Here is a 13,613-nt window from a genome sequence, read left to right as displayed (position 1 = left end):
AAAAGGTGATCCCTGTTGAAGGGAAAAAGAAAACCAATATAGGTGTATATATTTACCAAATTGACAATCTAAAATGGAAGGTTGATGGCCAGTGCAATAACATCGAGCTAGAAAACGATCCCACCAAAAATCTTCCGGTATCTTCAACAATCTGTGTTGACCTTGATTTGAATAAAGATGTTTATATTCCGACTGAGTACTTTGATAAAGGAGGTGAAGCACATTCTTCTACGGAAATAACTGATAAATCTAAAGAACCTCACTACATGGATAATACAGCTTACTATGAGCCAGGGCTGCCCATCTTGGTTTCTGTTGAATCATTTACAGGTCGTAATACAAAATTCACCACTCAAATTGGTGGTGCTATTCCACCTATCAAAACGGAAGAATATTACCCTTCCAAATGGAATGCTGACTATCAATTCAACACAGATTTATATTGGCGGGCCGTTGCCGAAATAACCAAAGAGATCAACCTCTCCGCTGGCGGGCAACTTAGCTTGAACCAATCTAAACAATTGAATGCAACCGTCAAAACGAAAAATGGTGATGGAAACTTTGGAGCGGAGACCAATGTAAACACCGGCAGCGGGGGTACAACGACATGGGAATCATCCAATCCTGGTGTCGCTACCGTTAGTAACTCCGGATTAGTTCAAGCCGTCAGCAGAGGAACAACAACCATCACCGTATTGTGGGAAAAAGACGATTTCACCTTAACTACCACAACCAACATTGGCGTTGAAGAAGAGCCGGGTCCTGGTGGTGAGAACGGTAATGGAGGCGGTGGTGGAGGTTGCACACCAACGATTGGACCACCTTCAGCTGGAACCATCATGAGCATGAATGATCTCGATCCAAATACCAACGGTGTTATAAAGTCAGATAACAGAGATAATGAGACATTCGATGTGTTAAAAGGAATCCCAACTTCCGAATCACTCTACACAAATGCCTTTACTGACAATTATCTATTTAAACAAGCCTGGGCGAAAATGAGCGGTAAAGTTACATACAACTGTAATGTCACCATCTCGTACGACAGAGAGTGGACAGTACCTGGACCAGAGGAATGTGATGATGATGGTTGTAGACCAGGGACACCTGTACCTGCGAACGACACGGTACCCAAGCCATACAACTTCCAAATCACAAGAGACTACTCCTACTGGAAAATTAATAACCTGGAAGTATACAAGATCGCTAAAGCAACCATGAACAATTACGCTTTGCCCGGTGAGACCGTTACGATGAATCCATCAGGTTACACACCACCAACACTGGAGTCTAAAAATGATGAATCCGTAGAAAGCCATGTACGACCAGGGCAAACCACTTCTATCTCATATACTCCACCCAAATTAACAGGTGGTTTGAACCAACCTCCCAGTGTGCCTGATGATACATCACGGTTAAAAGGGATGGCTGAATCCAACACACCTCAAAGTAAAGTGAATAATGATTTAGTGAAATTCAATAGTACAACCATTATGAATGATGTAGAAGCAACCAAGGATGGCCCAACACCATCCAAAATCCCTAATCCAACAACGATCGGTCGCGATGTGCTGTACAAATCGGGTAATATGATCAGCAATTCCCTGCTGAATAAAGCTAATACTACAAGCTCTGGTGAGATCTATTATGATCTGCTACCAGGTAACGTGAACGGAGGTGCCAATAAAATATTACCGATTAACGGCATCAACAGCGTCACCGTACATACCCCTGTCATTAACTACGCCTGGGTATCGGATGATCAGCCGCATAATCAGAAAACCGTACCGGACCCAACCAGCGCTGCACTCATTCTGGAACGTCCGTTCATTGTGCGAATTCCCACATCTGGGCAGCACTTGGACGCAGCAAGTTATCCTGGATATGGGAATCGGGACTATGCCAAATATTTTCGAATCAAACAGGTACAATTCCCGTTTGATGTCTACAACGCAGACCGGAGTCAGTTTATTCCCGCCAAGACATGGGTCGATATTCCGGTCAATCAACTGGATACCACATTCTATCTCCCTGTGTGGGTAGACGAAGGAAAATATCATATTACATTCCGCAATATTGCAGAGAATGCACCTGCAAACTTTACCGAGCAACAGGATGCCAATACTAATCTGGCGCATCATGTTGCAGCAGACACCGTGCCGGTAGATGTCATCGGAAGGATATATGATTTTCACGTCACGGATATCTCTGATTACAACTGGGAAAATGTATTTCGCAAGCGACTGGGCAGTCCCGAATCGACGGGCCTTAGCTACTGGGCTGGAATGAATAGCATCGATGGTGATCTACGGGGTAACCTGGCTCCATTTGTATTACCCATTCGACCAGGAAGCCATCCGGTGCAGGGATTCGCTAACGCAACTGTAAAAACAGGGTACCATTTCAAGTTCGATCTGAAGACCAAGGGCAATATGTTTGGCAAACAGGATGGTATTCGAATTACACCCACTTTTGCTTTTGTGAGTAAAGACGGTTCTTCCCGGCAAGAAGTAGATCTGTACTATCATCGTGGCCAGGAACGCCTGATTCGCATTGGATCGGCACAGGATCTGGAGAAACGATTTGTTGTCCTGAACTCACGTCTTCGGAATGTTCCCGGCACAGAGTTAGGCGATACCGCACGTTATCAGTATACTTATGAACTGTCAGCGGAAGAACGCAACCAGCGTACGTTGGCGGAACATATGGTTCAACTGGTCGATCAGACTTCCCATCAAAAAACATGGGTGGGTCGTTATGACTGGATGATCCTGTCTGCTCCAATTCGGACACTCATTGGACCCAAAACGGACATTCCTTCCGGGGTCAATGTAGACCGGGCTAATGCAGCAATCCAGCGCTGGTACGGGGAGTACAGCTTGCCTGCGGATGTATATGCCGTACCAAAAGGTACTGCTCTGGAGCCCCTCGCCCGACAGAATCAACTGGATGAGAAATCAAATATTTTTCTGAAGAATGGTTATATCGTGGTCAACTTCAACATGGAGAGCCTTCGAAATGGAAATACAGAGACACCCCATCTGCAATACATTCATGCACCACTGATGAATCAATGGCAGATGGAAGGTTTCAACAAAACGCCATCAGACGTCCAAGGCAGAACCTGGCCTCTGAAAGATGGTGATATTGTCTTTTACCATGCTGATCAGTCCAGCCGGAACGATTTCCAATCCCAGGTACCACACTAGTTCGGGATCACCCAATAAAAAACAATCACGTCCCAACTACACCCAACGTTCCTGTTATACCACAAAAGGGTTACCCTAAAAGTCATCTGTGGACTTCTGGGGTAACCCTTTTCGCATCATTCTATTGATATAATCTAATCAGCCCATAACGAAAGCAGCCATTGGTATTATCCTGAAAGAACCTTCTGAAAAACCTCCACCTTCTCCTGCTCCTGCTCTTGTTCTTGCTCCCGTTCCTCGTCCCGCTCCTGAATCTTATACTTCATTTCTCTCACAGACAACACCGAGGCCATCAGGCTCCGGGTATAGGGATGATTCGCTGAACTGGTCAGCTGTGAACTCTCCACAACCTCAACCACTTCACCCTGGTACATCACGGCAATCCGATCACTGATCTGTTGCACCACTGCAAGATCATGCGATATGAAAATAGATGAGATTCCTGTTTCCTTTCTCAACTCCACCAACAAATCCAGGATCTGCTGCTGAATGGAAACATCCAATGCGGAGGTGGCTTCATCAAACAGGATGATGTCCGGCTCTACTCCAATCGCACGAGCAATGACTGCTCTTTGCTGCTCTCCCCCGCTCAGTTCATGCGGATATTTATCCGCCGTAGCGGCAGATAATCCTACCCGTTCCAACAGCCTGAACACTTCCCGATCCGCTTGTTGGCCCTTCATTACTTTATAATTAATGAGTGGCTCCCGAATAAAAGCTCCAATCTTCATTCGCGGATTAAAGATAGCCGAAGGCTCCTGAAAGACCATCTGAATCTGCTTTCGTTGCTGGCGTAACGCATTCCCATTCAATCGAGTAATATCCTGTTGACGATATTGAATCTGCCCTGAAGTCACTCGCTCCAAATGGGTTACACATCTCGCCAGTGTGCTCTTCCCGCTACCACTCTCCCCGACAATTCCCAGACATTCCCCGGGATACAGCTGCAAATGAACAGATTTCAGTGCATCCACTTCCCTGTGTCCCTTTAACTCATAGGTTTTGCACAGATTTCTCAGTTCCAGAATCGGTAACCCCTTATGAGCCATGAACATTTCCCTCCAATTCAGGTACAGCACTCAGCAGCTTGCGAGTGTATTCATGCTGAGGATCGGATATGACGCGGAAAGTATGTCCCATCTCAACCAATATACCGTCCTGCATCACACCAATTCGGTCTGCCATATGCGCTGCAACGGCAATGTTATGTGTTACGATAATCATGCCTGTCCCTTGACGGGAACGAAGTTCGCTCAATCGGTTCATCACTTCATTCTGTGTCGTCACATCCAGCGAACTCGTCGGCTCGTCCGCAAGCAGAAGCTCTGGTTCCATCGTAACCGCCATGGCAATCGCTGTGCGCTGTTTCATGCCTCCACTAAGCTGCGAAGGGTAGGAACGCATAATCCGTTCGGGATCATCCAGTCCCATGTCCGCGAGCATACTCTCAGCCAGAGTATAAGCTGCTTTTTTGGACAAGGTAAAATGAGTTCGAATCGCTTCAATATACTGACTGCCGATGCTGCGAATGGGATTAAGATAGGAACCACTGTCCTGAAACACCATAGCAATCCGCTTTCCGCGTACTCCGCCCCAATCAGACTGTGAATCACGCAATAGCACTTTTTCCTGAAAAGAGATCTCTCCCCCGGTGTATTGACCACCTTCAGGTAACAAGCCAAGCAAAGCCCGAATAAGGGTCGACTTTCCGCTACCACTTTCACCTACAATCCCTATAATCTCTCCCTTATTCATGGAGAAGGACAGGTCCCGTAGAGCCAGAGAATCCCCCTTGTAGGTTACGGACAGATGATTGACACTAAGCAAGGGCTCCATTACTGCCCAACCTTAATATTACGATCCAGTAGGTAGAAGTCGATGGGATACATCGTCGCGCCTTGCACGGTACTTTTACTTACAATATTAATTGGAGTATAGGTCAAAAACATATAGGCTGCATCATCCAGAATCAACTGCTGGGCCTCTGCTGCAAGGGCATACCTTTTCTCCACGTCAAACTCGGAATGAAGGCGAGTAATTACCTCATCCAGCTTCGGATTGCTATATCCGCCCACATTCCATTCCGCACCCGTCATGAAGTAGAAATCCAGAATATACTGCGGGTCACCCGTGATGCCTGTATTGATACTTGTTAAAGCGAGGTCGTAATTTCCGCTCTTCTGATGATCGGTTAGGTCCTCATAGGAGGTCATCTCCACTTGAACGCCAATCTCTTTAAGCTGGGACTGCATTGCAGCAGCCACAATCGAATCAGACTCGTAAGCGGAGTTCAGAATCAGCTGTAGCGACAGCTTCTTGCCATCTTTTTCACGAATGCCATCGCCATCTGCATCCCTGTAGCCAGCCCCATCCAGCAACTGTTTGGCTTTCTCCGGTTCGTAACCATATCCTTTGATCTTGTCATATCCAAAAGGCAGCGCCGAGGTAAATGGACCTTTGGCCGCCTGACCTCCCACCAGCGTACTGGCATACATCTCCCGGTCTACACCATAAGAAATCGCTCGGCGAACCTCCTGATCACTCAGTAGCGGTTTGGTTGTGTTAAACCATACAAACTGGGTACGCAGGCTAGGAATCTCATCAATGGTGTATTGACTCTTGTCCTGGAATAACGTCAAATTGCTACGTCCCACGTTACTGGCTACATCAATCTCTCCAGACTGCAGGGCAAGGGCACGTGTGCTATCATCCTTAATATATTTCAACGTCAATGTGTCTACATCTGCCGCACCGCCCCAGTACCCGTCATACTTTTTCACCTGGATCTCCTGATCCGGCGTATAACCTGTCACCATAAATGGCCCCGTGGCGATAGGCTTGATCTTGAATTTGGATGTATCTGCACTCGTATCCACAATGACAAACAGTGGCTCGGCAATATTACCAAGCAGGGACGCATAAGGCTCTTTCGTTCTAATCGTCAGATCTTGTCCTTCAGCAGTCATTGAGGCCACTGGCACAGTTGCTTGTCCTCTTTCATTTAACGCGATGGAACGTTCTATCGATTTTTTCACCGCGTCGGCAGTTACCTTATTTCCGTTATGAAAAGTTACACCTTCTCGAATATGAAAATGCCAAGTCATGTCATCCACTCGTTCCCAAGAATCTGCAATTTTAGGGACCAGCTTCATATTCTCGTCAAACTGGATCAGTGTCTCCCCAATCGCTGCACGCGTCAGCGTCCAGCCATTCCATTCTTCTGCCGGGTCCATACTGCTACCAAGCCAGAACAGAGCCACATTCAAATGAGTTGGTGTACTTGTCGTACCCTTGTCCGTACCCGCCGACTTCTCCGTTGCACCAGACGAGGTCGATGGATTATTGGCGGTGCCACAAGCTGCAAGCAAGAACACAACCAACATGGATATGAGGGTGAGCAACATTGATTTTTGAAAATTCCTCTTCATTCTGGTTCCTCCAGTTATGCAGTATTTTTCTTGGGATCAAGCACATCTCGCAGACTGTCTCCCAGTAAATTAAAAATAATGACGGTGCTGAATATCGCCAGACCCGGATATATCAACAGCCATGGTGCAGTCTGCAGATATCTTCTGCCTTCATTTAACATGGCCCCCCACTCGGGGTTCGGAGGCTGCGCGCCAAGCCCAAGAAAGGACAATCCCGAGATGGACAGCATCATACCACCCACATCCATCATCGCCATGACGATGATTGGAGACATCATATTGGGCAGGATCGTCCTGCCGATGATCTGTATTTTACGTGCTCCGCTGAAAGCAGCGGCAGCGACATACTCCTTTTGCTGAAGGGAAATCACCAGGCTTCTGGCCATTCTTGCATACTTCGCCCACCAGACAACCGACAGTGCCAGAACCGTATTGAACAATCCCGGCCCAAGCATCCCCACCACAGCGATCGCAAAAATAAGCCCCGGAAATGCCATTAATGTATCAGACAGGCGCATGAGCACCATATCCGTCACCCCCCGAGCGAAACCGGCGATGACTCCAATCGTTACACCTAACACAAACACGATGCCAATCATCATAAAGGTGAGCAGCAGCGAGGTACGTGCACCGTACAGAAGACGAGATAATACACAGCGGCCCAGTTGATCGGTTCCAAGAGGATACTCGGCACTGGATGGCTGCAACACTTTGGCAAAGTTCGTTGCAAGTGGGTCGTGTGGTGCAAGCAGCGGTGCAACCATGGCAAGAATAATCCAGAAGGCGGTCAGAGACAGCAGGAAGGTGAACCAGCGATTCTGCAGTAATACCAGTCTGAAGGCTCTCATCTATATATCCACATCCAGTCGGATTCGGGGATCACGAAGATGAGTCCATATATCAACCAGCAGATTCAGGGTGACATATATGATCGCCATCCAGATGACATACCCCTGAATCAGCGGATAATCCCTTGTGAAAATCGCATCTACAGCCATCTGTCCAACGCCCGGCCACACAAATAAACTTTCCACAATCGCTGCACCACCCAACAATGCACCTGTCGTCATGCCCATAAGGGTAACGATCGGCAGCAGGGCATTGGGAAGAATATGACGCAAAATAATGATCGATTCCTTCACACCTCTGGATCTGGCTCCGATCACATAGTTCTGGCTTGTCTCCTCAAGCAGGATCGCACGAATCTGTCTGCTGTACTGGGCAACAAGTGGAATCGCGAGAGTACATGCAGGCAGAATCAGGCTGTACCATCCGGAATTGCCCATTACCGGCAGCAGCTTCAGCTGTACACCGAAGACCAACATGAGCAGCATACCCAACCAGAAGCTGGGCATCGATAATCCGGCAAAAGAGAACAGACGAATGACGTGATCAAGCCATTGGTTACGATAGACAGCCGACAGCATCCCCAGTGGAAAGGACACCAGAATAACCAGAAGCATAGCGCTTCCTGTTAGCCAAAGCGTTGCCGGGAGCCGTGCCATCAGCACGTCCAGTACTGGACGATTGTATTTATATGATGTACCGAAGTCTCCAGTTACCACCTGTCCCAACCATGTCCCGTATCGGTAGAAAAAAGGCTCATTCAATCCAAGCTCAGACCTCACCTGCCTGACCAGCTCATCGGATGGCGTTACCCCTGTAGACATAAGCATAAGTCTGGCTGGATCTCCAGGAGACAGGTAGGTTAGCAGGAACGTCAGGAACGTGATGCCGAACAACACAACTACCAGTTGTAATAATCGTTTAACGATATATCTGCTCAATTGCTCTAACGTCCTTCCCCAAAACTCTATGTATGTGTCATGATGTTCTTCGTCCATAACAAAAAAAGCGTCCCTCTCCGTGTTACTGGATGAGGACGCCTTAAATAAACAGATTTTCAGAAAAAATCATGCTCTCTAAACACCTTCCTATCTCCCGTAGGGTACTACTGTGTTTGTTAAACCTGGCAGGTCTCCTGGCTCCAGAATCATCGTCACTTGCAGCTCCTTCCCGGTCTAAACCAGTGGATTATCGCTACCTGACTCCTCTGTTACAGTGGCGGGACCGCGCCGGTATTACACCGGACTTCCCTATTAAGCTTTCACCCTGACGGGCAAAGCACCAAGTTCCACATATTCAATTACACTTCTGTATCAGTATAGCGGGACAACGTTTAATGATCAAAACTTTTCTTTCAAATTTGAAACACTAGGTGCGTCTAATCGCGAATTCTCGACCCCTTCGGAGATACGCCCGTCACACGCTTAAACATCTTGGAAAACAATAATGGGTCCGTATAACCGACAGAATGGGCCACTTCACTGACCGACAGCCCTGGATTCTGAAGAAGTTGGGCAGCACGATTCATACGGTACTCCAGAAAAAATGACTGTAGCGACATGCCATATCGCTCTTTAAATAATCCCGATAGATACGTGCGATCCAGCCCCACGGCTTGGGCAATATCCAGTATGGAAGTTCGCTGACTGTACCTGTTCTCCATAAATTGCACCGCCTGCCGGATGTATGTTTCTTTGTTTGAAAGGAGCTGCCCGACCTCTTCCTTCACAGGTGAAGAAGAGATTAATTCTGCCATCAAGCGGTACAAGAGACTCTGGTTCAACACATCACCTTCCGGTCGCGTGGAAGCTTGGACCATCTCCGTATACAACTGTTCCATCGTAATCGTATCATGGACATCATATATCGGGCGCTCTGGGCTCAGTTGGGCACGTTGCATGAATGCTTTGGCTTGTACCCCTTTGAAGCCGAACCACGAATACGTCCAGGGCTCCTTGGGATCTGCCTCATAATGAATAAGCGTATCCGGGAAAATGATAAAACCCTGTCCCTCGCTAAGCTTGTATTCCTGGTCCCCCATGTACACGATGCCCCGTCCTTCATGGATGTAATGCACAATATAGGAATCACGTACACCCGGTCCCCAATAATGGGCGGGTTCACACGCCTCCCACCCGAAGAACAACAAGACAAGTTCCATCTGTGTCCAGTCCGTGGCTACCACATTCATCTCTATTTTTCTCATTTTATGCCCTCCCTCCTTGTTTCCTTCCGAGGCTCACCATCTGTATGTCTAATTAAATTATAACAGCTAAAGGACATAAATATTAGTTGAAAACGGAAACAAAAATGGGATTATGCCATGTTTGAGAGGGGTTGAGCCATAGTTATATGTGCCGAATCGGCCTATAGTTGGGGTACAACATTTTTCAGGGAGGCTGAATTTAAGATGAACAAAATTACGTTTCTCGGTGCGGGAAGCACCGTCTTTGTCAAAAATGTATTGGGTGATGTCATGATGACCGAAGCACTTCAGGATTTTGAGCTGGCATTGTTCGATATCGATGCTGAACGTCTGAGCGATTCAGAGCGTTTGCTGACCAGTCTGGCCCGTTCACTCGGAAGTCGTTGCGTCGTGAACGTATATCAGGACCGCAAAGAAGCGCTGCGCGGGGCCAAATATGTCATCAACGCCATCCAGGTCGGTGGATATGATCCATGTACCATTACGGACTTCGAGATTCCGAAGAAATACGGACTACGTCAAACGATTGCAGATACACTCGGTATTGGTGGAATTTTCCGTAACTTGCGGACGATTCCGGTTATGCTGGATTTTGCTCGGGATATGCAGGAAGTATGTCCGGATGCATGGTTCCTGAATTACACCAACCCGATGGCCGTGCTTACCAACGTCATGAATGTGCATGGCGGGATCAAAACCGTAGGTTTGTGTCATAGTGTGCAGGTATGTGTACCACATCTGTTTGATGCACTGGGGATCGATCAGACAGGTGTTGTCGCTAAAATTGCAGGGATCAACCACATGGCGTGGCTGCTCGAAGTTACAAAAGACGGGCAGGACCTGTACCCTGAGATTAAACGACTGGCGAAGGAAAAACAGCAAGAACAGCATGATGACATGGTTCGTTATGAACTGATGCAGCGTTTTGGCTATTATGTAACGGAATCCTCCGAACACAATGCCGAATACCACCCTTATTTCATCAAGCGGAATTACCCGGAGCTGATTGAACGCTTCAACATTCCACTGGATGAGTATCCACGCCGCTGTGTGAACCAGATTGAAGGCTGGAAAGAAATGCGTAGCAAGCTGTTTGCCAGCGAAAATATTGAACATACCCGCAGCCGTGAGTACGCATCGCATATTATTGAAGCCATGGAGACGAATAACCCGTACAAGATTGGCGGCAACGTCATGAACAACGGACTGATTACGAACCTGCCGCTTGAGGCATGTGTCGAAGTACCTTGTCTGGTCGATGGATCAGGAATCAGTCCTACCTACATTGGGGATCTGCCTCCACAACTCGCGGCATTGAACCGGACAAACATCAACACGCAACTGCTGACCATTGAAGCGGCAATCACCGGCAAAAAGGAACATATCTATCATGCGGCCATGCTTGATCCACACACGGCTGCCGAGCTGTCTATCGATGACATCGTAGCGATGTGTGATGAGCTGATTGAAGCTCACGGCGATTGGTTGCCAAAATACACGTCATAATATAAAAGCACCGTTCCTTTGCAGCCAAAGGGGACGGTGTTTTGCTCTTCAATAACGCTCATCCACTGAGGCGTGCATCACATCACTATTATGAAATGTCTCGCCCCCTTAAACCTTATTCGGCAGGAAGCAAAAAGCGATAACCAATGCCAGGCTCCGTCTGAATATACCGGGGCTTGGTTGGATCTTCATTTAATTTCTTGCGCAGATGTCCCACATATACCCGAAGATAATGGCTATCGGACTCATGATGATGCCCTCCCCATACTTGCTGCAAAAGCTGACGCTGGGTGATGATCTTCCCCGCATTCGAGGCGAGCACCTTCAGCATCTCATATTCCGTTGGGGTTAATTTGACCAAAGTCCCCTCCAGTTCGACTTGCCTTTGGGCCAGATCAATTGTGAGTGATCCGAAGCGCAGTATCGGCTCATCTGTCGTTTTGGCTACATGACGTAGCGCCACCCGAATACGGGCGACCAACTCACCCATCCCGAATGGTTTGGTCACATAATCATCTGCACCACCATCCAACGCGGCAATTTTGTCTCCCTCCTGATCCTTCGCTGTCAGCACGATAATGGGCACTTGCGACCATTCGCGAATGCGGCGAAGTACCTCCATGCCAGACATGCCTGGCAAACCGAGATCAAGGATGATCAGATCCGGATGTACAATACTTGCCTGAATAACACCCTCTTCACCCTCTCCACACTCGTGGAGTTCGAATTGATGTGCCTGAAGAGTGACCTTGAGCAATTTGCGAATCTGCGGCTCATCATCGATCACCAGTATGCGAGCCCCTAGTGGTGCATTCATGTTATTCTTCAACCTCTCCTTGTTCTGAATAGGGAAACCGCGATCCGTGGGCCTCCATGGGGAGTTCTATGCGCATTCTCGTTCCCCCGCCCGGATTCGGCTCTGCCACAATGGTACCTCCGTGGACTTCCACAATGCCTTTGCAGATCGCCAGACCAAGCCCTGTTCCTGTGACATGCCGAGTAGACTCTGAGCGATAGAACTTATCAAATATACGTATTCTTTCCGCTTCCGGTATACCGACACCTTGATCATCTACCCGGATCGTCAATTGAATTGGACTCTTATTACTCGTCACAGTGATAACAATCTGGCTCTCATCGGGCGAATATTTGATGGCGTTGCTGACGATATTGACCAGCACCTGCTCCAGCAAGACTTCATCTCCGTAGATGAAGGCCGGATCATCAGGCAGTTCAACTTGAATGTTGCGATGTGGACTGAATTCCCGAACTTGTGTCAGTACAACGCTAATTATGTCTCCCACGTCACACCATTTCCGGTTCAGTTGCAACATGCCGCTCTCCAGCCGAACCATACCCAGCAAATTCGTGACAAGACGATTCATGCGCAAGGCCCCATCCCGAATGTTGCCTGTTAATTCTCTCCGATCCTCGGGTGTAAATAGAGTATCATTCTCCAACAATCCCGTAGCCGAACCGATAATGGCAGTTAGGGGCGTACGCAATTCATGAGAGACAGAGTCCAGCAGCGCTGTGCGTATACGCTCTGATTCAGCAGTGATCTGCGCCAATCGGGCCTCTTCCGCCAGCTTCACTCGGGCAATGGCACTTGCCGCCAGTCCACCGCATGCCTCCAACAGACGAAGCTGTTCTTGCTGCTCATGAGACTCGCCAGCGTCCATGCTCACGGCGAGCGCGCCATGTATCTGCTCCTCTGTACGCAGCGGCACATATAGTCCGGGAGATTCCCGTAAAGCGGATGATCCCTTACCTGCGATCTGTCCGTGATGATACACCCATTTGGCAATGGCAATCTCCGACTCTCCACCCCCCCAGCTATCCATTTCCCCTTCTAATGCGGGTGAAGAAGAGCTTGTAACCAGTAGGTCCCCCTGACCATCGGGAAGATACACCGCTGCTGGTTTGCCCAAGGTGAGCGAAACCTGGGTTGCTATATTCACCTGTAGCGTATTCAGATCGGTAATGGCTGTCATCTGACGACTCAATGCGTACAGGGAGTTAGTTGTGGCTTCACGTGCTTTTACCATCTCCAGTTGTTGTCGCAACCGACCTGCAAGACTTGCTGTCAGGATCGCCACCGCAAGATACACGACAAAAGAGATGAGATATCTCAAATCCTCGACCGTAAAGCTCAGATATGGCGGTACAAAAAAGAAGTCAAACATAATGACACTAAAACTCGCGGCATATACAGCAGGACCCATTCCCCAATACACAGCACTCACCAGAACGGGAAACAGGTATACAAGCGCTACGTTAACCAGATCACCACTCATGCCAATGGCATGAAGCAGCAAAGTTAGCAGCGTCACCCCAAGGGTCACCCATACATATGCCGGAACCCGTTTTCCATGGGATGCCTGCATTTCTTTTTTTATTCGTTCAGACAACATCTAT

Annotated in this window: 10 protein-coding genes and 1 riboswitch; of the genes, 2 read left to right on the top strand and 8 right to left on the bottom strand. The window is 48.2% G+C overall.

From position 1 onward, the window contains the following. Positions 1-266 precede the first annotated feature (266 nt). Positions 267-3,209: a DUF5704 domain-containing protein gene (locus tag MKZ12_RS01295; RefSeq protein ID WP_339258342.1), complete on the top strand. Its 2,943-nt coding sequence runs from the start codon at positions 267-269 to the stop codon at positions 3,207-3,209. 167 nt (positions 3,210-3,376) lie between these two features. Here MKZ12_RS01295 and MKZ12_RS01290 read toward each other — a convergent pair whose 3' ends face one another. The 6 genes from MKZ12_RS01290 to MKZ12_RS01265 form a co-directional block, all read right to left on the bottom strand. After that, positions 3,377-4,258 carry a dipeptide/oligopeptide/nickel ABC transporter ATP-binding protein gene (locus MKZ12_RS01290; protein WP_339258341.1) on the bottom strand — a complete coding sequence of 294 codons (882 nt, stop codon included), beginning with the start codon at positions 4,256-4,258 and terminating at the stop codon, positions 3,377-3,379. Further along, positions 4,248-5,045: an ABC transporter ATP-binding protein gene (locus MKZ12_RS01285; RefSeq protein WP_339258340.1), complete on the bottom strand. Its 798-nt coding sequence runs from the start codon at positions 5,043-5,045 to the stop codon at positions 4,248-4,250. Before MKZ12_RS01285 ends, MKZ12_RS01290 begins: the two co-directional genes overlap by 11 nt. Next, a complete protein-coding gene (locus MKZ12_RS01280; RefSeq protein ID WP_339258339.1) occupies positions 5,045-6,637 on the bottom strand; it encodes an ABC transporter substrate-binding protein in 1,593 nt (530 codons plus the stop codon). The genes MKZ12_RS01285 and MKZ12_RS01280 overlap by 1 nt, the downstream gene beginning before the upstream one ends. 14 nt (positions 6,638-6,651) lie before the next feature. Then, complete coding sequence (gene nikC / locus MKZ12_RS01275) at positions 6,652-7,485, bottom strand: nickel transporter permease (protein ID WP_339258337.1); 834 nt, start codon at positions 7,483-7,485, stop codon at positions 6,652-6,654. Beyond that, complete coding sequence (gene nikB, locus MKZ12_RS01270; protein ID WP_339258335.1) at positions 7,486-8,424, bottom strand: nickel ABC transporter permease; 939 nt, start codon at positions 8,422-8,424, stop codon at positions 7,486-7,488. It lies immediately after the preceding gene. Positions 8,425-8,590: 166 nt separating this feature from the next. Continuing rightward, positions 8,591-8,784: riboswitch (cobalamin riboswitch) on the bottom strand. Between the two features lie 77 nt (positions 8,785-8,861). Next, a complete protein-coding gene (locus MKZ12_RS01265; RefSeq protein WP_339258333.1) occupies positions 8,862-9,689 on the bottom strand; it encodes an AraC family ligand binding domain-containing protein in 828 nt (275 codons plus the stop codon). Positions 9,690-9,893: 204 nt separating this feature from the next. Between MKZ12_RS01265 and MKZ12_RS01260 the strand changes: the two genes are divergently transcribed. Beyond that, positions 9,894-11,195, top strand: coding sequence for an alpha-glucosidase/alpha-galactosidase (locus MKZ12_RS01260; protein ID WP_339258331.1), 1,302 nt, complete (start codon positions 9,894-9,896; stop codon positions 11,193-11,195). A 115-nt stretch (positions 11,196-11,310) separates the two neighbouring features. On the opposite strand, the gene MKZ12_RS01255 is transcribed toward MKZ12_RS01260, so the two are convergent. Beyond that, positions 11,311-12,012, bottom strand: a complete 702-nt coding sequence (locus MKZ12_RS01255; protein WP_339258329.1) for a response regulator — start codon at positions 12,010-12,012, stop codon at positions 11,311-11,313. A 1-nt stretch (position 12,013) separates the two neighbouring features. Further along, entirely contained in the window at positions 12,014-13,609 is a 1,596-nt protein-coding gene (locus MKZ12_RS01250; RefSeq protein WP_339258327.1) for an ATP-binding protein, read from the bottom strand. Positions 13,610-13,613 lie beyond the last annotated feature (4 nt).

The sequence above is a fragment of the Paenibacillus sp. FSL R5-0713 genome (assembly GCF_037973325.1).
In the GTDB taxonomy this organism is placed as follows: Bacteria; Bacillota; Bacilli; order Paenibacillales; family Paenibacillaceae; genus Paenibacillus.
Note: the sequence above shows the minus strand (reverse complement) of the source record. Positions and strands in the feature narration are given on the sequence as shown.

Coding starts and splice junctions, on each gene's coding strand:
- MKZ12_RS01295 (WP_339258342.1), top strand. CDS start 267: ATGGATAATACAGCTTACTATGAGCCAGGGCTGCCCATCTTGGTTTCT.
- MKZ12_RS01290 (WP_339258341.1), bottom strand. CDS start 4,258: ATGGCTCATAAGGGGTTACCGATTCTGGAACTGAGAAATCTGTGCAAA.
- MKZ12_RS01285 (WP_339258340.1), bottom strand. CDS start 5,045: ATGGAGCCCTTGCTTAGTGTCAATCATCTGTCCGTAACCTACAAGGGG.
- MKZ12_RS01280 (WP_339258339.1), bottom strand. CDS start 6,637: ATGAAGAGGAATTTTCAAAAATCAATGTTGCTCACCCTCATATCCATG.
- nikC (WP_339258337.1), bottom strand. CDS start 7,485: ATGAGAGCCTTCAGACTGGTATTACTGCAGAATCGCTGGTTCACCTTC.
- MKZ12_RS01265 (WP_339258333.1), bottom strand. CDS start 9,689: ATGAGAAAAATAGAGATGAATGTGGTAGCCACGGACTGGACACAGATG.
- MKZ12_RS01260 (WP_339258331.1), top strand. CDS start 9,894: ATGAACAAAATTACGTTTCTCGGTGCGGGAAGCACCGTCTTTGTCAAA.
- MKZ12_RS01255 (WP_339258329.1), bottom strand. CDS start 12,012: ATGAATGCACCACTAGGGGCTCGCATACTGGTGATCGATGATGAGCCG.
- MKZ12_RS01250 (WP_339258327.1), bottom strand. CDS start 13,609: ATGTTGTCTGAACGAATAAAAAAAGAAATGCAGGCATCCCATGGAAAA.